General features: G+C 46.0%; 16 protein-coding genes. 10 read left to right on the top strand and 6 right to left on the bottom strand.

The window, feature by feature from the left end; genetic code table 11:
• Positions 1-26: 26 nt before the first annotated feature.
• Together G3570_RS01135 and G3570_RS01130 are read left to right on the top strand one after the other, a co-directional pair.
• The gene (locus tag G3570_RS01135; RefSeq protein ID WP_165138334.1) at positions 27-2,381 is read left to right on the top strand and encodes an amino acid permease; all 2,355 of its coding nucleotides are present in this window, start codon (positions 27-29) and stop codon (positions 2,379-2,381) included.
• Positions 2,382-2,446: 65 nt separating this feature from the next.
• Positions 2,447-3,160 carry an SDR family NAD(P)-dependent oxidoreductase gene (locus tag G3570_RS01130; RefSeq protein ID WP_165138332.1) on the top strand — a complete coding sequence of 238 codons (714 nt, stop codon included), beginning with the start codon at positions 2,447-2,449 and terminating at the stop codon, positions 3,158-3,160.
• 17 nt (positions 3,161-3,177) lie between these two features.
• Here the strand turns inward: G3570_RS01130 and G3570_RS01125 are convergent, their stop codons facing one another.
• A complete protein-coding gene (locus G3570_RS01125; RefSeq protein WP_249066558.1) occupies positions 3,178-3,942 on the bottom strand; it encodes a patatin-like phospholipase family protein in 765 nt (254 codons plus the stop codon).
• Between the two features lie 222 nt (positions 3,943-4,164).
• Between G3570_RS01125 and G3570_RS01120 the strand changes: the two genes are divergently transcribed.
• From G3570_RS01120 to G3570_RS01100, 5 genes are all read left to right on the top strand, one after another.
• Complete coding sequence (locus G3570_RS01120; RefSeq protein ID WP_165138328.1) at positions 4,165-5,283, top strand: alkene reductase; 1,119 nt, start codon at positions 4,165-4,167, stop codon at positions 5,281-5,283.
• A gap of 168 nt (positions 5,284-5,451) precedes the next feature.
• Positions 5,452-6,390, top strand: a complete 939-nt coding sequence (locus G3570_RS01115; protein ID WP_165138326.1) for a ring-cleaving dioxygenase — start codon at positions 5,452-5,454, stop codon at positions 6,388-6,390.
• Between the two features lie 83 nt (positions 6,391-6,473).
• The gene (locus G3570_RS01110) at positions 6,474-7,412 is read left to right on the top strand and encodes a VOC family protein (protein ID WP_165138324.1); all 939 of its coding nucleotides are present in this window, start codon (positions 6,474-6,476) and stop codon (positions 7,410-7,412) included.
• A gap of 117 nt (positions 7,413-7,529) precedes the next feature.
• Entirely contained in the window at positions 7,530-8,216 is a 687-nt protein-coding gene (locus G3570_RS01105; RefSeq protein ID WP_165138322.1) for an alpha/beta hydrolase, read from the top strand.
• A gap of 143 nt (positions 8,217-8,359) precedes the next feature.
• Complete coding sequence (locus G3570_RS01100; protein ID WP_165138320.1) at positions 8,360-9,931, top strand: cation:proton antiporter family protein; 1,572 nt, start codon at positions 8,360-8,362, stop codon at positions 9,929-9,931.
• 40 nt (positions 9,932-9,971) lie between these two features.
• Here G3570_RS01100 and G3570_RS01095 read toward each other — a convergent pair whose 3' ends face one another.
• Entirely contained in the window at positions 9,972-10,397 is a 426-nt protein-coding gene (locus G3570_RS01095) for a MarR family winged helix-turn-helix transcriptional regulator (protein WP_165138318.1), read from the bottom strand.
• A gap of 294 nt (positions 10,398-10,691) precedes the next feature.
• Here G3570_RS01095 and G3570_RS01090 point away from each other — a divergent pair, with 294 nt between their 5' ends.
• Positions 10,692-12,311: a DEAD/DEAH box helicase gene (locus G3570_RS01090; protein ID WP_165138316.1), complete on the top strand. Its 1,620-nt coding sequence runs from the start codon at positions 10,692-10,694 to the stop codon at positions 12,309-12,311.
• Positions 12,312-12,409: 98 nt separating this feature from the next.
• Here the strand turns inward: G3570_RS01090 and G3570_RS01085 are convergent, their stop codons facing one another.
• From G3570_RS01085 to G3570_RS01075, 3 genes are all read right to left on the bottom strand, one after another.
• Complete coding sequence (locus tag G3570_RS01085) at positions 12,410-14,872, bottom strand: glycogen/starch/alpha-glucan phosphorylase (RefSeq protein WP_165138314.1); 2,463 nt, start codon at positions 14,870-14,872, stop codon at positions 12,410-12,412.
• 116 nt (positions 14,873-14,988) lie between these two features.
• Positions 14,989-15,855, bottom strand: coding sequence for a 4-(cytidine 5'-diphospho)-2-C-methyl-D-erythritol kinase (ispE, locus tag G3570_RS01080; RefSeq protein ID WP_165138312.1), 867 nt, complete (start codon positions 15,853-15,855; stop codon positions 14,989-14,991).
• Between the two features lie 210 nt (positions 15,856-16,065).
• Entirely contained in the window at positions 16,066-17,478 is a 1,413-nt protein-coding gene (locus tag G3570_RS01075; protein WP_346267193.1) for a CCA tRNA nucleotidyltransferase, read from the bottom strand.
• Positions 17,479-17,661: 183 nt separating this feature from the next.
• Here G3570_RS01075 and G3570_RS01070 point away from each other — a divergent pair, with 183 nt between their 5' ends.
• Entirely contained in the window at positions 17,662-18,594 is a 933-nt protein-coding gene (locus G3570_RS01070; protein ID WP_165138308.1) for a cation diffusion facilitator family transporter, read from the top strand.
• Between the two features lie 126 nt (positions 18,595-18,720).
• Here G3570_RS01070 and G3570_RS01065 read toward each other — a convergent pair whose 3' ends face one another.
• Positions 18,721-19,728, bottom strand: coding sequence for a sugar phosphate nucleotidyltransferase (locus tag G3570_RS01065; protein WP_165138306.1), 1,008 nt, complete (start codon positions 19,726-19,728; stop codon positions 18,721-18,723).
• Between the two features lie 123 nt (positions 19,729-19,851).
• On the opposite strand from G3570_RS01065, the gene G3570_RS01060 reads away from it, so the two are divergent.
• Positions 19,852-21,525, top strand: coding sequence for a UDP-N-acetylmuramoyl-tripeptide--D-alanyl-D-alanine ligase (locus G3570_RS01060; protein WP_165138304.1), 1,674 nt, complete (start codon positions 19,852-19,854; stop codon positions 21,523-21,525).
• The last annotated feature ends 274 nt before the right edge of the window (positions 21,526-21,799 follow it).

Here is a 21,799-nt window from a genome sequence, read left to right as displayed (position 1 = left end):
GGGTTAAGCTCAATAATTTTTTTTATATGGCTGATTTAAGACGTGAACTGGGTTTTTGGGATGCACTTACCATAGGGGCGGGAACCATGATAGGCGCGGGGATTTTTCTACTGGCCGGTGTGGCTCTTGAACTAACGGGACCGGCCGCAATCTTTGCTTATTTGATATCCGGAATCATTTGTATCATTACTGCATCCAGTGCCGCTGAACTGGCAACAGGCATGCCTACCTCAGGAGGTGATTACTTTTTTGTATCGCGATCACTGGGTCCGGCACTCGGGGCTATATCCGGAGTGGGTATCTGGCTGAGCCTGACTTTTGCCATTTCATTTTACCTATTCGGGTTGGGTGAATACCTGAGCCAGTTTCTTCCCCTTACTCCCTTTTGGGGTGCACTGTTGGGCGGTGTATTGCTTGTAATTCTGAATATCGTCGGAGCCAAGGAGTCTGGACGGACCCAGGTGGTGGTTGTACTGACCCTGTTTGCTATATTGGGGGGATTCAGCTTTGTGGGTTTTTTCAATATCGAAACGGCGAACTTCAACCCATTCTTCCCCATGGGAGTGGATCCGATCTATACAACTACAGCCCTAGTCTTTGTCTCCTTTCTGGGTTTCGTAAAGATAGCGGCAGTCGCCGAAGAGATTAAAGAACCTTCTAAAAACCTGCCGCGCGCCCTTATCGGATCAGTAGCATTGGTAACTGTTCTATATATGGTGATACTGCTTGTGATTGCAGGAATCTTCCCCCAATCAACCATACGGGAAGTCCGTGACCCATTGACTACCGCAGCAAGACAGATGCTGGGAGGCGCCGGCGGAATTGCCATAATCTTTGCCGGGTTGCTAGCCACACTTTCTTCTGCCAACGCCAGTATCATGGCATCCTCGCGTATAAACCTTGCCATGGCTAGGGACCGTATGGTTCCCAACTGGCTAAGTAAAATTCACGAAAAGCTGCTCACACCGTATCGCGCTATATTGTTAACGGGGATTCTGGCCATCAGCTTCCTGCTGATTGAAAGCCTGGAAGATCTGGCAAAAATCGCCAGCGTCCTGCAGCTATACAGCTACGCGGCACTAAACATCGGTTGTGTGGTGCTGCGTGCAGCCGATCCCGACTGGTACAAACCCAGTTATCGAACCCCGGGGAATCCCTTCGGACAGATTCTTGCCGCCATCGGCTGCCTGGGTGTAATAGTCTATTCCGGACCATTCGCACAGATTGCCATTGTTGTTCTGATCCTTGCCAGTCTGGCTTGGTATGCGGTCTGGGGCCGTGGAAAAGTTGAAATTGACCACGCCATCCCCAGGTTCAAAGAACGCTGGAAGGAACATGGATGGAGTCTTTTTATGCTGCCTACAGAAGAAGCCGAGGCAGAAGAAGTACAAGAGGAGATACCCTCTATGCGTCCGCTTAACACTAACAAGCCCCGCCATGTGGTAACGGCACTGGCAAATCCTGAACACGAGTCCGATTTACTCCGCTTGGCCCAATTCATTTCTGCGGGTAAAGAGGACGCCGGTATAGTAGAAGGTATGCACATTATTCATGTTCCTTACCAGACACCCATATCTACTATTCGCGAAAAGCTAGAGCAAAAACCTTCCATTCAGCGCAAAATTGACGCGATACTGGAACATTCGGGCTCCCAGAAATTGGCTATAAAAGACAGTTATCAGACTCTCTTAGACAACACCGACTTCCGTTCGGTAACCGAAGCAGCACATGATGTATTTGGAGCGATGGTAACAGAGACGGAAAGTCGCAAGGCAGATATGCTGCTGATGGGCTGGCAGGGTGGATTCAGTGTAGGGCGAATATACAATTCACCGATACAGCGTGTCATAAAGAACCTGAAGGCCGATATCGGCATTCTTAAGGATCGCGGTCTTGATAATGTTAAATCCATTCTTATCCCTTGGGGCGGCGGTTTACATGCATGGCTTGGGCTGGAGTTGGCTGTTCGCATAGCCCGCGTGCATAATGCCGAACTTAAAATATTGCGGCTGGTAAAAGAGGGTACCGATATGGACGCTGAGCGAGAATCACTGCTGGAAACCATTGATCCACTGGTTGCAGACTTTGACCGGCTCCGACTTGAAATCCGACAGGCCGATGATGTCACAAGCGGAATTATGTCCGATTTTGAAAATGAATCACACGACCTCGTAATTATCGGTGCTTCGCGTGAATTCGGTATTCGTAACGTACTCATTGGTACCATACCTGATATCATTGCCGACCGGGCACCCTGTTCTGTGTTAATGGTACGTCGGTTTGTCTCCGAGCACTGGAAGGTGAAAGCCAGTGAAGGGTTGAAACGTTTTAAGGAAAACCTTGGCCTAGACACCTCACCTGAAACTACCAACAATAACTGAGACTTGTGAATGATGGGGTTGGTAGGCGTTGTTTTGTAGAGTAAATAATAAAAAATTATTCCATTATGGACTTTAGTGACTTACATATCATTGTCACCGGCGGAACAGGTGCACTGGGTACCGCTACGGTTAATTTGCTGCTTGAAGGCGGCGCCCGCTGCAGCATACCTTGTTATGATAAATCAGAGCTGGATAAGTTTGAGTTTAAAGATCATGAACAGGTTTTTATTGATACCGGAATAGATCTTACTGATGAACAGGCTGCCGGTAAATTCTTTGAAAAGGCTGTTGAAGAGTCCAGTCCACTTTGGGCTTCCATACATATAGCCGGTGGATTTGGTATGGGAGATATCGAAGAGAGCACCAAAGCAGACTTCATGAAGCAAATTAATCTCAACCTGGTTACCTGCTACAACTCCTGTCGTAATGCAATCAGGTTGATGAAAGAAAGTGGCAAGGGCGGACGGATTGTCAATATAGCCTCCAGACCGGCGCTGGAACCGCGACAGGGAGCCGGCATGAGTGCTTATACTACCAGTAAGGCAGGAGTTGCTGCTCTTACTCAATCACTGGCCGCTGAAGTTGCCTCTGATGACATTCTTATAAATGCCATTGCTCCGTCCATCATCGATACTACGGCAAACCGTAATTCCATGCCGGATGCCGACTACAGCAAATGGCCCAAGCCAGTAGAGATAGCGCACCAAATAGCGTACCTGGTCTCAAAAGAGAATTACGTTACCAGAGGTGGTGTCATACCCGTATATGGGAAAAGCTGAGATTTACTGACCCCGGATTAGAAATCATCGAGAGCTTCCACGGCTGCTTCGTATCCCAGATCGATCATCTCCCTGGTATGGTTGGTATCCATTCTACTGTAATCTCCGAGCTTAGGTTGTATCAACAGATCCACATCTTCAATACGCACATGGGCGAGATGTATCAGTGCAATCTCCAGGCTGTTATTCAGAACATCGAAAATGTCATCGGGTCGCTTGTATTTCCTGAAAGCTTTTACATCAACGGCAATGGTCTTCGCTGCTCCAAAATCTTTTAACACGGAGACCGGTACACTTTCAAGCAGTCCGCCATCCACGAGCATTCTTCCATCAATCTCAATGGGTTCGAAAATTACCGGAATACAGGTACTAGCCTCCACAGCCTCGGAAACTCTGCCTTTATCAAGAATAACTTTTTCACCGTTGGCAATATCGGTTGCCACTACTGCCAATTTTATGTTTGCTTCCTCAAAAGTTACTTCTCCCAGATGCTCATTCAGGAGCTCACCGATCTCATTGTTGCTCAGCAGACCCATCTTCGAAAGTCGAATATCCGAAATATCCAACCAGTCCAGACCAATGGCAATTTCCTCAATTTCTTCCACACTCTTTCCAAATGCATATAAGGCTCCCACGAGTGCACCGATACTGGTGCCGGTAATAAAGGAGGGCTTGATATTATGTTCCTCCAGTGCTTTTAAAACGCCTATGTGGGCTGCACCCAAGGCCGCTCCACTACCGAGTGCCAGTCCTATACCATCAGACCCTTTACTATTATTCATAATTTTATGATCCATTTATTTATATGGTTCAGATCCCTGCAGTATCATAAAATAAAAATGATCCGTCTTCATGCCAGTTAGATTGGACAACTGAAAATTATTCAGCTGACTTTTGTGTTCATCGAAATCAATGATGCTTATAGAAACAAATTATTTTAATATCATTTAGTTTAATATTAAACTATCTGTAGAAATTAAATTTAAACATAGAACAGAACACTAATGGAACAATCGACAAATCCCCTACTTCAGAGTTATAAATTGGGCAACATATCACTTCCCAACCGACTAGTGATGGCTCCTATGACCAGGAACAGGGCCGGTGAGGGAAATACCGCTACAGAATTAATGGCAACATACTACAGACAGCGGTCTTCGGCCGGATTAATTGTTTCTGAAGGTACCCAGATTTCTGAACAGGGTGTGGGCTATCCCAATACCCCGGGTATACATTCTGAGGAGCAGGTGGAAAGCTGGAAAAAGGTAACGAACGCCGTTCATGAAGAAGGTGGGAAAATATTTGCCCAGATTTGGCATGTAGGCCGTATTTCTCATCCAATATTTCACGATGGTGATCTGCCCGTTGCACCTTCTGCCATTAAACCCGAAGGCCAGACATTTACTCCTGAAGGGATGAAAGACTTCGTTACACCTAGGGCTCTGGAGACTGAGGAAATACCCGGAGTTATCGATGATTATGTAAAAGCTGCTGAAAATGCTATCCGGGCAGGATTCGACGGTGTTGAGATACACGGGGCCAACGGTTACCTTATCGACCAGTTTATTCAGGATGGAACCAATAATCGAACCGATAAATACGGTGGCAGCAAAGAAAATCGAGCCCGCTTTGCCCTTGAAGTTACTGAAGCTGTAACAAAAGCCATCGGTTCAGAAAGAACCGGCATCCGACTCTCGCCCAGTGGGGAGTTTAATGATATGTATGACTCAAACCCAAAGGAGACTTTCTCCTATCTGATTGAACAACTCAATAACTATGATCTGGCTTACCTACATCTGGTAGAGCCGCTTACAGATGTAAGTGATATGCCCAATTATACAAAACAGGTAGCTGAATTTTTTCGTCCGTCCTACGAAGGAACCCTAATTACCTGCGGAAACTATGATCGAGAGTCGGGCATGGAAGTGTTGCGTGAAGAAAATGCGGATCTCGTTGGCTATGCCAAGCTCTTTTTGGCCAATCCAGATTTACCCAAACGGTTTGCAGTAAATGCCGAATTGAACGAACCGGATCGAGATACATTCTATGGTGGAGATGAAAAAGGTTATACGGATTATTCTTTTATGAAAGAAGAGGATAAAACGGCACAAGAGGTGGCTTGAGCAGGTTGCAGGTTGCAGGTTGCAGGTTGCAGGTTGCAGGTTGCAGGTTGCAGGTAAAAGATAGATTGAAAATTTTGCTCTGATTCAACATTGCACCCTGCAACTTGTATCTTGTTACCTGTTTTTTTGATGCTGTACAAGTAAATCTGAATTAAAATAGAATTAAATATGAGCCAAGCTCATGGCATCCATCACATAACAGCAGTAGCCGGTGACCCGCAGAAGAACCTGGATTTCTATGCGGGGTCTCTCGGTCTTCGGCTGGTAAAGAAGACCGTCAATTTTGACGATCCTTCGGTCTATCACCTCTATTATGGAGATGAAACCGGCAATCCGGGAACCATATTAACTTTCTTTCCTTGGTCGCACCTTCAGCAAGGCCATCCCGATCGAGGTCAGGCTATTGCCATTTCATTTTCCATTCCAACTGGTTCTGTATCTTTCTGGACGAATCACCTGGAAGAGCAGGGAGTAGATTATATTGAACCATTTACCCGATTTGGTAAAGAAGTCATTGGCATTCAGGACCCGGACGGATTGCATCTGGAACTTATTGCCGATCCGGTTGCCGATGAAACCGATGGCTGGAATGGCGGACCGATTCCCGGTGAACATGCCATTCGAGGTATTCATGGGATCACGCTTGCCGAAGATGATTTTCGTCCTACCGGCGAACTCCTTACCGAACAGCTTGGTTTCAGTGAAATAGAGCGTGAACATGATCGTGTTCTTTATCGAACGGAAAACAAGTTCGGAGCTACTGTTGAAATTATTGACAACGCCCAGCTGGATGGCCGTCCCGGCAAAGGTACCGTCCACCATGTTGCTTTCCGGGCAAAAGATGACGAGGAGCAATCCGGGATCAGAAAAGAACTGCTGAACAAAGGATACCATGTTACGGACGTAAAAGACCGGCAGTATTTTCGTTCCGTGTATTTCCATGAGCCCGGTGGAGTTCTTTTCGAAATTGCCACTGACGAACCCGGTTTTGCAACGGATGAAACAGTAGATGAGCTTGGAACGACACTCAAGTTACCTTCGTGGCTGGAAGAGCGTAGAGATTTGATAGAAGCTGATTTACCAAAACTTGTTATGGTACACGGATAAAACGGGGTGAACTGATTTACATGGAATGAGAAAAATATTGTTTATCTGTGTTCATTAATGAAGTCAACCAAATTATATAAGTGATGAAAAAACACCAGAAAGGAATTCACCATATTACCGTAATGGCGGGCAACCCCAGGCAAAACGTTGATTTTTACGTTAAAACCCTCGGTTTACGCATGGTTAAAAAATCAGTAAACCAGGATGATCCCGGCACCTATCACCTTTTTTACGGAAACGCCTCGGCAACCCCCGGTTCCAGCCTCACATTTTTCCCTTGGCCCAGAGCCGTCAAAGGAGATCCCGGTTCCGGCGAAGCCGTTGCGGTTTCCTTTTCGACACCTGAAAATTCTCTCGAGTTCTGGGAAAACAGGTTCGATGAATTATCCGTACCGCACGGAGATCCTTTTGAACGCTTCGGTCTGACTGTTCTCCCCTTTGAAGATCCGGATGGCCTTTCATTGGAACTCGTTTTTGAAGATAACAATCTCAATCCTGCTGAAGAATCAAGCTGGCAGGGTACAGTTTCAAAAGAGAATGCCATAAGGGGATTTTGGGGAACGACTCTGAAACTGACTCAGGAAAAACCGACAGCAGAAATATTGGAAAGTATTCTGGGTTTCAGCAAAACTGATTCTAACGAACAGGGTAGCCTATATACGACAGATGCCCCTATCGGAAGCAAGGTACTCATCGAAACCGTGAAGCCGGAATCAGGAAGCAATGGCAGAGGTATTATTCATCATGTTGCATTCCGGGCAAAGGATGAAGAAGAACTGGATGAAATGCGCCGCAAAGTGCAAAACATGGGACTTTCGCCAACTCAAATTATTGATCGACACTGGTTTAAATCGGTGTATTACCAAACTCCCGGAGGTGTGCTGTTTGAAATGGCCAGCGACGGACCCGGCTATGCGGTTGATGAAGATCCCGAGCATCTTGGTGAGAAACTGATACTGCCGCCCTGGCTGGAGTCACGACGTGACCTCATTGAAAAAAGACTTCCAGAGATTGAGGCTTAATGGACAACAGGTTGCAGGTTCAGAATTCAGGAGTCAGAATTTCTGCCTTCTGCCTTCGGCCTTCTGCCTTCTGCCTTCTGCGAGCAACTAAAAATTCTAAATTAAAATATAAGCACAATGTCACTATTCCGAGTTGATCCCGACAATCCCTTTCACGGTCCCCATCAGGGTAAACCGGTATCCAAGGCCGGTGTTACTGCTGAAGAAGCTGATGCAGCCATGATATTGGTCCATGGGCGAGGTGCAAGTGCCGAGAGCATGCTATTATTTGCTGATGAATTTCAGCATGATGGCATTCACTATCGTGCCATCCAGGCTGACCGGCACACCTGGTATCCCAATTCATTTCTTGCTCCCAAAGAGCAAAATCAGCCCGGAATATCGAGCGGACTCCAGGCAATCCACGATGAGATTCGCTCGCTCAATAAAGCGGGTATTGCGACAAATAAAATTGTGCTGCTCGGTTTTTCACAAGGTGCCTGCCTCAGTTCTGAGTTTGCAGCACGACATCCCCAGCGATACGGTGGGCTGGCCATACTCAGCGGCGGATTGATTGGCCCGGAAGTGAGCGGGGATAACTATATCGGCTCTTTTGAAGGTACGCCCGTTTTTATGGGATGCAGCGATTATGACCCGCACATTCCCCAGGAACGCGTCGACAAAACGGCTGAGATTCTAAAAGCGCTGGGTGCCGATGTTACCAAAAAAATATATCCGGGAATGGGTCACACCGTAAACGAAGATGAGATCAGGCATATAGACCGCTTGCTCGACCGTCTGGTTAAAAGGGAAAAGTCCGAGTGACTGAACACAGCTTATAAAAGTCTATATGGGATATATAACCTGTAAAAATCTATTGTACCCGAATAATCTGTATTCTATCAAAACTTGACTACTATTTCTTTTAGCCTAATCTTGCGAAAAATTTAAAATCTCGGTTTTGCGTAATGGACATACTTTGGGTTGGGGTTGCATTTATTTTCGGGATGCTGGTTTCCCGTATCAAGCTTCCGCCGCTGGTCGGTTATCTGGCTGCCGGAGCAGCTCTCTCGGCTTACGGATATGAAGCCGGGGCCGCGCTCCATGAAATTGCACACCTCGGGGTTATCTTTCTTCTTTTCACCGTAGGTTTACATCTGCGGCTCAAAAACATCATTCGCAAAGAGGTGCTGGGAACCGGTGGTATACACCTGTTGGTAAGTACCGGAATCTTTGTACCTGTTGCACTTGCCTTCGGCTACGATATCATTGCCGCTATTATCATTGCCATCGTATTGAGCTTTTCTAGTACCGTGCTTACAGCCAAAAACCTGGAACGGCGTGGGGAGCTGGGCGCCTTTCATGGGCGTGTCGCAATCGGTATTCTTATCCTCCAGGATATCGTTGCTATCATACTACTCGGGCTTACCAGCGGCACCGCACCTTCTCCCTGGAGCCTGGCTCTTCTGGGTCTGCCGCTAATCAGACCGGGCATTATCAAACTGGTTGAATTGAGCGATGAGGAAGAATTGAAACTTCTTTTTGCGCTGATGCTGGCCCTTGGCGGCGGTGCTTTATTCGATGGACTCGGCCTCTCTTCAGAACTCGGCGCTCTGATAGCCGGCATGCTGTTATCGGGACATAAGGTTGCCGATGAGCTTTCAAAAAAACTCTGGGGACTCAAAGAGGCATTTCTGGTAGGCTTCTTTTTGGAAGTAGGACTGGCGGGATTACCAAGTCTTCAGGATTTCTACCTGGCTATGGCCGCACTTGCTGTACTTCCGCTTAAAGCCCTACTCTTTTTTGCCCTGATGCTATTGTTCAGACTTCGTGCCAGAACTTCTTTTGTGGCTACCGTTTCGCTGACATCCTATAGTGAGTTTACCCTGATTGCCGGTTCGGTGGCAGCAGCTGCAGGTTTCATTCCCTCGGGTGTGGTGGTAGCCTTTGCTTTGCTCACTGCAATCTCATTCGCTTTAAATGCCCCCCTTTCTATTTGGGAAGAGGAGCTGTGGCAAAAATTTGAAATGGCCCTCTCCCGCTTTGAACGTGACGTGCGTCATCCCGACCAGCAAATCATATCACTGGGATCTGCCGAATACCTGGTAGTTGGCATGGGTAATGCAGGTAAAGCAGCGTACGACCGCCTGAAGAGAGAAGAAAAACATGTAGTAGGCATGGATATTGACCCTGCCCGCATTGAACGAAATCTTTCGGAAGGAAGGAGAGTGATTTACGGTGACATGCAGGATGTTGAACTGTGGAACAATCTGAACCTGAAAGGAATTAAGTCCGTCATCCTGGCTATCGGTACCCCGGAAGCAAAAGTCAATGCCACCCGCTACATGCGTCAGAATAACTTTGAAGGTACCATCTTTGCACTGACTATGCGTGACGAGGAATTCAAGGCACTCGGTGAAGCCGGTGCCAGTGCCGTCTGCCTGCCCATTACCCAGGCGGGAAGAAAACTTGCTGAATTAAGCCTGTCAGATGATATAAATCCTGACAACATGATATTTAGTCCGGAGCTAAGCAATTAAAGTGCTGATCATAGCTAAAGTATGATGCTTGCACATACAACTAGTTCTCACTCTCCAGTTGATCTTTAGCCTTAACGGCCATCTCTGTAAGAACTTCGGTATAGCGTTCACCCAGTTTTTGAGTGTAACGATCTTTCAGTGCTTCCCACGCTTCCCTAAGATCAGCATCTTTATCCCGGCACTTATCAGTTGGGTGAACATGCGTGGCTCTTCCTTCTGAAGCTCTCTCCAGGTATCCCTGGTATTCCATCTTCTCAATGAGACGGGTAATCGTGGATGGACTTAATCGAAGCAACTCACTTAGCTGGGACGGTTGAATTCCCGGTTCATCATTTACTGTCATAAGCAGAAAAGCATGACTGGGTGACAGACCCACATCCCTGAACACGTCATCCGCCATGCCCGAAAGGATGCGGGAAAGACTATTGGTTTGAAAGTACAGGCAGTTTTCTGTTTTTAAGGCCATACTATGACAGGTTTTGTTTGTATGTGCAATTAATGTATCAAATCCGGATACGGCTATCAATAGTGTAGTAAATTAAAAGATTTCTCTGATTTCTCATTTATTTAGCGTACCTTGTGCGCCGTACATCACGTACAAGTGTTTTTTTGGCTGCCTTATATAGCTGCCGGAGTGCCCATAAAGTTTATACCGCTATCCTTCCTCAACGTATGTTGAAAACGATATGTCCGACTGCACAGCCGCTACAGAGTCAATCAAAGAGCGCATATCGTAAATACATATAATCCAATTATTCTAATGAATACATTTCAAGAACTGGGCCTTTCTGCGCCCATCGTAGAAGCCGTACGCCAACTTGGTTTTACGGAACCCATGCCCGTACAAAAGGAAGTAATACCCACTTTATTAAACCAGCAAACCGACGTGGTTGCACTGGCACAAACCGGAACCGGGAAAACAGCCGCATTCGGACTCCCACTGGTACAGAAAACCGATCACTCTATCAACAAGCCACAGGCACTTGTCCTCTCCCCAACGAGGGAGCTGTGCATACAGATCACCAAAGATATTAAGGACTTTTCAAGCAATCAGCACCAGATTAGCACACTAGCGGTCTATGGCGGCAGCAGCATTAATAAACAGATACAAGCCCTTAAAAGAGGTGTACAAATTATCGCCGCTACTCCCGGAAGGTTACTGGATCTGCTTAGAAGGGGCAAAATTGATACTTCAGCCATTAAAACTGTAGTATTAGATGAAGCCGATGAGCTTCTAAACATGGGCTTTCAAAACGATCTCAATGCCATTTTTGATACCCTGCCCAAGAACTATAAAACATGGCTGTTTTCTGCTACCATGCCGAATTCCGTAGAGCGCATTGCGAACCGCTATATGGATAACCCGATACGAAAAACGGTCGGTACAAGAAATGCAGGTTCTGATAATGTCACTCACAAATACGTTGTTGCTGCCTCTCGTAATCGCTACGAAGCCTTGACAAGATTGATCGATGTGAATTCAGATATGTATGGTATCATATTTTGCCGAACCCGCAGAGATACCGAAAACGTAGCCAGAAAGTTGGCAAATGACGGTTATAAAGCGGATTACATAAATGGTGATCTATCACAGTCGCAGAGAGATCGTGTCATGAAAAGGTTTCGCAGCAAGCAAGTCCGTCTCATGGTCGCCACCGATGTGGCATCCCGCGGCATTGATGTGGAAGACTTGACGCATATTATTAACTACCAGATTCCCGATGATCTGGAGAGCTATACCCACAGAAGCGGACGTACAGGACGTGCCGGGAAAAACGGGATTTCTATCGCAATTGTACAGAATAACGAGAAAGGTAAAATCCGCCAGATAGAAAAGACCATCAAACAAAAGTTCGAATACATGGAAGTACCTACCGCCATGGATATTCAGCAAATGCAGATTACCGACTGGGTGGATAAAGTAAAATCAACCGACGTACCCAAAGGCAAGGTTGATCAAATCATGCCGACAATTATGAATGAGCTGGAAGATTTAAGCAAAGAAGAACTGTTGCGACAGTTTTTGGCTGTGAAATTTAACGGTTCGCTTGAAAAATCAAGCCCTGCGAATGAATCACACCCTACTAACGGCAATGCAAAGACCAAATCAAGAGGTCACAATAATATTGCTGAAACCGGGTATGAGCGATTCTTTATCAACCTGGGCAAGAAGCATAACCTGAAACCGGGTCATCTGATCGGAATGATCAATGATGAAACCCGAACGGATGGCATTGATATCGGCAAGATCGACCTCATGGGCTCCTTCTCCTTTTTTGAAGCCGATGTTCAACATACGGATACTATACTTGGAGCTTTTTCAAGAAACGTAAATTATCGGGGGAACTCGGTAACTGTAGAAATTGCTAAACCGGCTTAAGAGAATATGGAACACGGAATACACTGATTAAGCGGATGTACGCAGAATAAATATTTTATCTGCGTACATCTAATCAATCAGTAATAATCTGTGTTCTATTATTTTACATCCACTTTCCATATTTCATCTGCGTAGTCGCGGATGGACCGATCGGAAGAGAAATGGCCCATATTGGCCACATTGATGATGGCACGCCGATTCCACTCATCCGGATTATTGAATACCTTTTCCACCTCTTCCTGCTTTTTCACATAAGCATCATAATCAGCCAGCACCATAAAATAATCGCCCTGATTTAGCAGCGCATTGATGATGGGCATGAATATTTCGGTATCATCTTCAGGACTGAAAAACCCGTTGCTTAGCTGGGCAATGATCTTTTGAAGCTCTTCATTGCCATCGACATACTCATTCGGATTATAACCCGATGAGCGAAGTTCGTCTATATCTTCGACGGTGAGTCCGAAAATAAAGATGTTTTCGTCCCCAACCTGTTCTCTGATTTCAATGTTGGCTCCATCAAGCGTACCGATAGTTAGTGCACCATTCAGAGCAAATTTCATATTTCCTGTTCCCGAGGCTTCCATGCCAGCTGTGGATATCTGCTCCGATAGATTGGTCGCCGGAATCATAATCTCGGCAAGGGATACACTGTAATTGGGCAAGAAAACACATTTCAGCTTATCTCCGATATCCGGATCATTATTGATCTTATCCGCCACACAATTAATCAGCTTGATATGGAGTTTGGCCATGGTGTAGCCCGGCGCCGCTTTTCCGGCAAAGATGATAGTCCTTGGTGTGAAGTCACCATCAGGATTTGCCTTGATACGGTTATAAAGCGTAATGGCATGAAACGCTGCCATCAACTGGCGTTTGTACTCGTGGATTCTTTTGATCTGTACGTCAAATATTGATTCCGGGTTGACCTTTACGTCAAGCTCTCTTTCAATATAATCGGCCAAACGCTTCTTGTTTTTGCGTTTTATTTCGGCAAATTGTTCCCTGAACGTGTCATCCTCAGCCAGAGGCTCAACTTTTTCCAGCTGGTCAAGATGTGTTACCCATTCATCCCCTATGTGTTCAGAGATAAGATCAGCCAGTTTTCGATTGCACTGGCGGAGCCAGCGTCGCGGTGTAATACCGTTCGTCACGTTGGTGAATTTTTCCGGGTACTTTTCATAGAAATCCTTGAAGATGGTTTTCTTCATCAGATCACTGTGGATTTCCGATACCCCATTTACCTTGTGCGAACCTACGATACCGAGATTCGCCATTCGGACCCGTGAGTCCATCTCATTACTGATAATGCGCATCCTATTCTTTCGGTGATCGGCACCGTTGCCCTGAACCTCAATTGAGTTTAAAAATCTCCTATCTATCTCACGGATGATTTGCGTATGCCGGGGCAGTAGATTCGACATCAGTGATAGCGGCCACTGCTCCAGGGCTTCCGGCATAAGGGTGTGGTTGGTATAATTGATCGTCTTAGTGACAATATCCCAGCTCTGTTCCCACTCCAAATTTTCCTCATCCATCAGAAGACGCATCAGCTCGGGAATGGCCAGGTTGGGATGCGTATCGTTGCACTGAATGGCCATCTTTTGGGGTATCTTTCGCAAATCATCGAACTGGGTTTTAAACCGCTCAAAAGCATCCCGCAAAGAGGCAGATACCAGGAAATACTCCTGCTTCAATCTCAGCTCCTGTCCCTTGAATACCTTGTCGTTGGGATAGAGCACGCGGGAAATATTTTCCTCCTGAAGGTTTGTACGAACAGCCTCAATATATTCTCCCTGGTTGAAGCTTTTCAGGTCAAACAAATGAGACGAAGCTGCCTTCCAGAGGCGAAGGTGATTCACCACATCATTCCGGTAGCCCGGGATTGGTGTATCGTAGGCCAAGGCTTGCACATCATGGGTATTCACCCAGTCGAAATGCTCCCGACCCTGATCATCCACGTAGGAAGTAGTTTCACCATAAAATTTGACGGGATGCTGGATTTTCGGACGAACGATGCCCCAGGGATATCCGTACTTGAGCCACAGGTCAGGTTTTTCGACCTGCCAGCCGTTTTCAATTTCCTGGTCAAAAATTCCGTAATCGTAACGAATGCCATAACCTATAGCCGGTATCCCCAGAGTTGCCATCGAATCGAGATAGCAGGCAGCCAGTCTGCCCAGTCCCCCGTTGCCTAAACCAGCGTCCACTTCCGCCTCACGAATCTTGTCGTAATCCATGCCCACTTCCTTGAAAGCTTCTGCAGCCACATCCTGCAGACCCAGGTTGATCAGCATATTGTCCATCAGGCGGCCAATCAAAAACTCCATCGAAATGTAGTATACTCTTTTCGACTCCTCGCGATAATATCGCTGTTGGGTATCAATCCAGCGATCGTGCAGGCGGTCCATTACGCTGAGTACGACACTGCGATAATTGTCCCACTGGGTGGTGGAAAATTTATCTTTGGCCAGGGTATAATGCAGGTGCTGCTCGATATCCTTTTTAAAGGCATCCACATCCATCCCGGTTCGAGGTGCTACTTGTAGATCGGTATCCATAGTATAAAAATTATAATAACGTTGAATAGAACACTGATAAGGCGAATCTTGGTGAGATATTTATCGCACTAACTAAAGAAAATTCTCAAATCCGTTTTATTCGTGTTCTGTTAGTATTACTCTTTCCGGTAAATGCCGTAGTCAGGTGAAAAGCCCGGCCTGGTGATATTTGTCGGCAGGTCCAGATCAAGCAGACCATTATAGGCATTAATGGCAACAAAATCTTGCTCAAATATACCGTACACCGCAGAGCCACTTCCGGTCATGGATGCATAGATAGCGCCGAATTCGTAGAATTGATCTTTCAAATTGCCCGAAACCTGAACGCGCTGAAACACTGACTGCTCCAGGTCATTGAATAGCATGTATCGCCACTCTTCCGGATCCTCTTCGGTCAGAACTCTTTCCAGTTCGAAGTCGGGATTCGGATTCGGTTCGCAGTACCGATAGGCCTCGGGAGTACTGCTTTGCACATTCGGGAAACAAGTTACAATCCAAAGGTCCGGCTGAATATCGATCTCTTCAATTTCATGACCTATGCCTTTACCTATGCCTGTTTTTCCCCGGATGAAGAAAGGTACATCAGCTCCCAGATCCCTGCTTAAATCGATCAGGTCCTCATTACTCAGGCCAAGCTCTTCAATCTTGTTGAGCATGCGAAGGGTCAGGGCGGCATTGCTGCTACCGCCTCCCAAGCCTGCGCCTGCAGGTATATTCTTCTCCACTTGAATCCGGTAGTTATTCTCCAGCCCCACATAACGCTGAAGCACCGATACGGCCTGGTTTATCAGGTTACCGTCATCGGTAGGAATTGACTCATCGGAAAGTTCAAGTTCCATTTCAGAAGCCTGCTCGATCTCAAACTTATCTTTCCACTCCAGGAAGCAGAAGCCGGTTTCAATGCGATGGTAGCCGGTGGGAAGGCGCTCCAGTACATGGAGTCCGAGATTGATTTTTGCATAAGATTCGGCTATCCAGCTCATGGTGTTTTTCTTTTGCCAGTTATCAGTTATCAGTTATCAGTTGTCAGTTATCAGTTATCAGTTATCAGTTATCAGTTATCAGTTATCAGTTATCAGTTATCAGTTATCAGTTATCAGTTATCAAAGGCTGCGAATTTTGAGTAATCAAGTCAAATTCTGACTTCTGACTCCTGGATTCTGAATTTCTGTTCAATGACACATTGTTCACTGTTAACTGATATACTTATCCTTGATTTTCATCATGTATTCATAAGCCGCATCGTGCTCGTTGGGAATATCACCTTCAAGAATGGCTTCCTTAATCTCATCTTTTATCTCTCCAATTACCGGTCCGGGCTTAATGCCCAGTGCTTCCATAATCTCGTTCCCATCAACGGGATTGGTCCATTTCCGAAGCTTATCTTTCTCTTCTACCTCGACGATCTTCTTCTCGACATAATCGAAATTCTTGTTGTATTTCTTTACGCGCCGGTCGTTTTTACTGGTGATATCCGCCCTGCAGAGTGTCATCAGATCGTCAATATCATCACCGGCATCGTAAATTAAACGCCGGATGGCACTGTCGGTCACTTCATCGGATACCAAAGCTATGGGACGCAGATGCAACCTGACCAGTTTGCGAACATATCGCATGCGTTCGTCAAGGGGCAGGCCTAGGCGGCGAAAGATTCCTTCCACCCAGTTAGCCCCGACGGCATCATGACCGTGAAAGGTCCATCCCGTTCCCGGGACGAACTTCTGAGTTGCCGGTTTGGCAATGTCGTGCATAATGGCCGCCCATCGCAGCCAGAGGTTATCACTCACCTCCGCAACATTATCGAGAACCTTTAGCGTATGCCAGAAGTTATCCTTGTGACGAATGCCTTTCACCTCTTCTACACCGTGAAGCTTTACCATTTCAGGGAAAAATTGCTCCAGGAGACCCGTCTTGAAGAGCAAGGAGAAACCAATCGATGGCTTGTCTGCCAAGACAATCTTATTTAGCTCATCAATAATGCGTTCTTTGGATATAATTTCGAGGCGAGGTACCATTTCCTCAATGGCCTTATAAGTTTTTTCCTCAATCGTAAATCCAAGCTGTGTGGCAAAGCGAACAGCACGCATCATCCGCAAAGGATCATCATCAAAGGTGGTAAAGGGATCAACAGGTGTTCGTATCAGCTTTTTCTTTAGATCCTGAATGCCTCTGAAGGGATCGAATAGTTCACCAAAATTGTCTTTGTTCAGTGACCAGGAAAGAGCATTAATAGTGAAATCGCGCCGCAGCTGGTCATCCTTCATAGTTCCGTCTTCCACGATAGGCTTGCGGGAGTCGCGCTGATAACTCTCTTTGCGGGCTCCGACAAATTCAAGGTCAAGCCCCTTGTATATGACCTGTGCGGTTCCAAATTGCTTGAAAACCGATAGGTTGTCGGCATTCAGGAGAGCAGTCACTTTTTTTGCCAGTTTGATGCCCTCGCCGATGGTGACAAAATCAATATCCATCTCATCACCGTCTTTTAGCCGGTCGAGGTAATAGTCACGGACATAGCCGCCGACTACATAGACCTGCTGATCTATTTGGTCACCGGCTTCAGAAATAACTTTAAAAACTTTCTTATGCTTGGTGTCTATATCGTGCACGTTTAAAATCTTTTTGCTGCTACAGAACGGTATATTCAGAAAGCAGCACATTTAACTGTGCGCTTCCCATTTTTTTATAATGTCACTGTGCCTTATAAAATGAGCGATAAAATAAGAACAAATACACTTGCTTTCAGGTATTGTTTCAGCAATCTTTATGTGCTTTAAGTAAATTTATTTGGCTTGGAAAATTCACGTTCAAAAAATGCCCTCAGGATTAGTCTCCTGGTCTCCGTGTTATCGCTTTGCGTTAAAACAGGAGGTTTTTATCTGACGGATTCTACCACCGCACTGTCGGATGCGCTGGAGTCTATCATTCACATAGTGGCAGTGTCCTTTGTCTATTATGGTTTTATCTTAAGTGCCAAGCCGGCTGACGACAAGCACCTCTATGGTCACGAACGGGTTGAATTCCTTTCCGTAGGTATTGAGGGAGCCGTCATTATAATTGCGGGAATCACAATTATTTACCAGTCAATAGAACAGTACCTGTTCGGGCATATCGTACAAAACCTGGATGTTGGTATTCTCATGATGACGGTCGCGGGAGGCATCAATTTTTTCCTTGGTCGTTATCTCGTAAAAATCGGGCGGGAAGAAAATAACATGATGGTTGTCAGCAACGGCAAGCACACCCTGACCGATGTGTGGACCAGTATCGGCGTGGTTGCCACCCTAGTGATCATACGGTTTACCGAGTGGATGATTCTGGACGCTATTGTGGGCTTTTTCCTGGCTCTTTTCATCATGTATGAAGGGTTTAAACTGTTGAAATACTCGGTAGACGGACTCATGGACAGCAAGAACCCTGAAGTCCATGAAGCAATACTCTCTGTGCTTAACGACGAACTGCCGGGCTCCATGAAAAGCTATCATCACCTTCGGCACCGGACTGCCGGCAACACCACCTGGATCGAACTGCATGCCCTTTTTGAAAGTGATGTTGATCTGAAGAAGGCTCACGAAGATGCTACCAAGCTGGAACGGGCGCTAATAAACAGTTTAAGCGGGGATGTTATCGTGACCATTCACCTGGAACCGGACGGGGTACACGAGCAGGCCCATAAGCACCTGAAAGATGCCGACCAAAACCGCCCGATGGAGGATTATATTTAATAGTCGTGAGTCGTGAGTAGTAAGTCGTAAGACAAATAGATTCTAAGACTATTTAGGGGGTCTTTAAACCGCGAAAAAATATCTCTAATGACACATATCTCACGACTCAAGACTCACGACTAAAACCTATATCTCCACCCCTATCTTAGAATGATCACCCAGGTGCACCTGCTGGTCCACATTTTTTAGCTCGGTGTATTTGCCGATAGTGGAACCCTCAATCTGGCAGTTCTCAAGAGTTGACTGTTCCTGGATTAGACTATTCTTGACCGTGGTATTCTTAAGCTTGCAACCCGATTCGATACTGGCGTGCGGACCTATAATACAGTTTTGCAGTTTAACGTCATCCCCTATATACACCGGTTCAATAATCTTGGTTTCTGAATATTGGGACTCATCCACATCCGATGCCTCCTTCTCCACAATTACACCGGTGGTTTCCAGCCATGCCGGCAAGGTTCCGCAATCAAGCCACTCGTCAACTGTTGCTTTTTTGAACACCTTGTTGTCTTTCAGCAACCGATCCAGGGCATCAGTCAGCTGAAACTCGCCACCATGACCACGGATATCGTTATCGAGCAGGTATTCGATCTCTTTCTTGAGGTTCTTTCCCTCTTTGAAATAATATACACCGATAATTGCCAGGTTTGAGATGGGCTCGCTGGGCTTCTCTACAAAATCGGTAATTTGACCGTCCTCTTCTACCGCCACACCGAATCGTGACGGGTCATCCACTTCCTTAAGCCATATCACGCTGTCGGCATCTTCAACAGAAACTTTCCCTTCCATATCAAAAATCGTATCTGCAAATACGATGATGCACTCTCCCTCCAAATCCTCTTCGGCACAATAGACAGCATGGGCCGTTCCCTCTGCAACCTCCTGAACACGGAAGGTTGCTTTGGCATTATGGCGGGCACACATAGCCGACAGTTCATCCTTGATCTCCTGACCAAAATCGGCACCGAGTATAAATACAATTTCATCAATAGTGCGATCGAGTGTACGTGCAAAGGTATTGACGATACGCTCAACGATCATAGTTCCTGCTACCGGCAGCAGCGGCTTTGGAGTAGTGTGGGAATGAGGGCGAACCCTTGTACCGCGACCTGCCATAGGGATAATTAATTTCATATATTTGATCAGCTTTTGATGAAAGGTTGACTAATTTCAAAATTAAGTCTCAAATATAACAGAACTTGTGTACTTTAGCGACCTTTTGGAAAACAGAATATTCACTACAATAAAGACAAGAACTTGAGCTGGTATTTTACTTTCGTTGACGCCCTGTTGATTGCATTCATTTTTGTAATGGCAAGGCACACCTTTCTGAGAGCCAAGTTTTTCCTGCACATTTTCCAACAAAAAGGTTATAAGTTCAACGAGTATCGGCACTGGCTTATTGAACATTGGAACAAAAGGGTAATAACACCCGAGCACGTACTGTTTCTGGTCATTATTGCCGGTATGTTATGGCTGCTTTCCACTACCATCACCGGCAGCTCTGCCATAATAATTCTATCGATGTTTGGCATATTCTGGTTCGGCCGTTTCACCTATTACAAAGGAGAACGTAAGAAAAAGCCGCTGGTCTTTACCCCGAGAGTTATTCGCCTGACCATTCCTTTTGTACTGTTTTGCTCACTTATTCCACTGCTTCTGACTTATATCGGCTATACCGGGAATATTCCCTTTTCATCATATCGTTTTGATATGTCGGGATTCCTAACCGCCGATATCTATATACTATCCATCGGGTGGATTTTGGGTAATGCAACAGTACCCTTCTGGATCTTCGTTGCCGGCGCCATCACGCAGCCAATTGAAAACCGCATACATCGACACTTCATCAAACAGGCCAAAAATAAGCTCGCTCGCATGCCCGAGCTCACGGTCATTGCCATAACAGGCAGCTATGGCAAAACCAGCACCAAGTTCATGATCCGTGACCTGCTGAAAGAGCGTGTAAACGTATGCTCCACTCCCGGCAGCTATAACACACCAATGGGTATCTGCAAGGTGATCAATAACGATCTCGAAGCGCACCACCAGGTATTGATCCTTGAGATGGGTGCCCGCTACGAAGGGAATATTGATGAGCTTTGCGATATTGCCGAGCCGCATATTTCTGTTGTCACCAATGTAGGTATTGCCCACCTGGAGACCTTCGGCTCGCAAGATGCCATTGCCAGGACCAAGTCTACCCTGGTTCGCCGACTGAAATCGGGAGGCACAGCGGTATTGAATGCTGATGATGAACGGGTAATCCGAATGGGTGATCTGCGAGATGATATTAAAATCATCAGCACAGGAATAGAGAATGGTGAAATCAGGGCATCCGACATAAGGTACAACCACGAGGGTACCCGATTTACGGTTACCGGCAATAATGGAGAAGAAGAGTTCCAAATCAAGCTGCTTGGAGCCCATAACGTACAGAACATGCTGCTATCCATTGCGGTGGCAGATATCTTTGACATTCGCTTAAAGACAATGGCGCTGGCTGCATCCAAGATTGAACCGGTTGAACACAGACTTGAGCTCAAAAAAGAGGGCGAACTGTACGTTATTGACGATGCCTTTAACTCCAATCCCGTCGGTGCGAAGAATGCTGTTGAAATACTCTCCCGTTTCGAGAGCGGACGAAGAATCATCATCACCCCGGGCATGATTGAGCTGGGCAGGCTCGAAGATAAGATGAACTATGAATTCGGTCTGGCTATAGGAGAGGCTAACCTTGACTTGGTAATACTTGTTGGATCCAAAAAAACAGAAGCCATTAGAAAAGGAATAGCCTCCACCGGATATCCGGATGAAAAGGTAAAAGTGGCAGGAAGCCTTTTCAAGGCCAATGATATCATGAAAGAATTTGCCCGGGCCGGGGATATCATCCTCTACGAGAATGATTTACCGGATACGTTCAATGAGTGATACTTCTATATGTGACATATATTCTCTTTATCAAATACTAAATTAGCTTGAATGTTTACTGAGTATAATCCTCAGAATAGTTGACACAAGAAGTTAAGAACGTTCGATTTATAAGATCAAAGAGTTCTTTGCAAAGAAGTACATTTCTGTGATGTTGCAGTTACCCGGATAGTATTGTTCATTTTTGTGTGGCCAAAAACGAACCAAAAAGCCATTGGGGGTATTGAGATGTTGTTATAGCTAAAGACGTTCATTAAACATAGCTCTTTCAAGC

The organism is Halalkalibaculum roseum (genome assembly GCF_011059145.1).
Lineage (GTDB): Bacteria > Bacteroidota > Rhodothermia > Balneolales > Balneolaceae > Halalkalibaculum > Halalkalibaculum roseum.
This window is presented reverse-complemented; position numbering and strand designations above follow the sequence as displayed.

Bases quoted from the DNA above. Each gene is read 5' to 3' on its own strand.
- G3570_RS01135 (WP_165138334.1), top strand. From the start codon at position 27: ATGGCTGATTTAAGACGTGAACTGGGTTTTTGGGATGCACTTACCATA.
- G3570_RS01130 (WP_165138332.1), top strand. From the start codon at position 2,447: ATGGACTTTAGTGACTTACATATCATTGTCACCGGCGGAACAGGTGCA.
- G3570_RS01125 (WP_249066558.1), bottom strand. From the start codon at position 3,942: ATGAATAATAGTAAAGGGTCTGATGGTATAGGACTGGCACTCGGTAGT.
- G3570_RS01120 (WP_165138328.1), top strand. From the start codon at position 4,165: ATGGAACAATCGACAAATCCCCTACTTCAGAGTTATAAATTGGGCAAC.
- G3570_RS01115 (WP_165138326.1), top strand. From the start codon at position 5,452: ATGAGCCAAGCTCATGGCATCCATCACATAACAGCAGTAGCCGGTGAC.
- G3570_RS01110 (WP_165138324.1), top strand. From the start codon at position 6,474: ATGAAAAAACACCAGAAAGGAATTCACCATATTACCGTAATGGCGGGC.
- G3570_RS01105 (WP_165138322.1), top strand. From the start codon at position 7,530: ATGTCACTATTCCGAGTTGATCCCGACAATCCCTTTCACGGTCCCCAT.
- G3570_RS01100 (WP_165138320.1), top strand. From the start codon at position 8,360: ATGGACATACTTTGGGTTGGGGTTGCATTTATTTTCGGGATGCTGGTT.
- G3570_RS01095 (WP_165138318.1), bottom strand. From the start codon at position 10,397: ATGGCCTTAAAAACAGAAAACTGCCTGTACTTTCAAACCAATAGTCTT.
- G3570_RS01090 (WP_165138316.1), top strand. From the start codon at position 10,692: ATGAATACATTTCAAGAACTGGGCCTTTCTGCGCCCATCGTAGAAGCC.
- G3570_RS01085 (WP_165138314.1), bottom strand. From the start codon at position 14,872: ATGGATACCGATCTACAAGTAGCACCTCGAACCGGGATGGATGTGGAT.
- ispE (WP_165138312.1), bottom strand. From the start codon at position 15,855: ATGAGCTGGATAGCCGAATCTTATGCAAAAATCAATCTCGGACTCCAT.
- G3570_RS01065 (WP_165138306.1), bottom strand. From the start codon at position 19,728: ATGAAATTAATTATCCCTATGGCAGGTCGCGGTACAAGGGTTCGCCCT.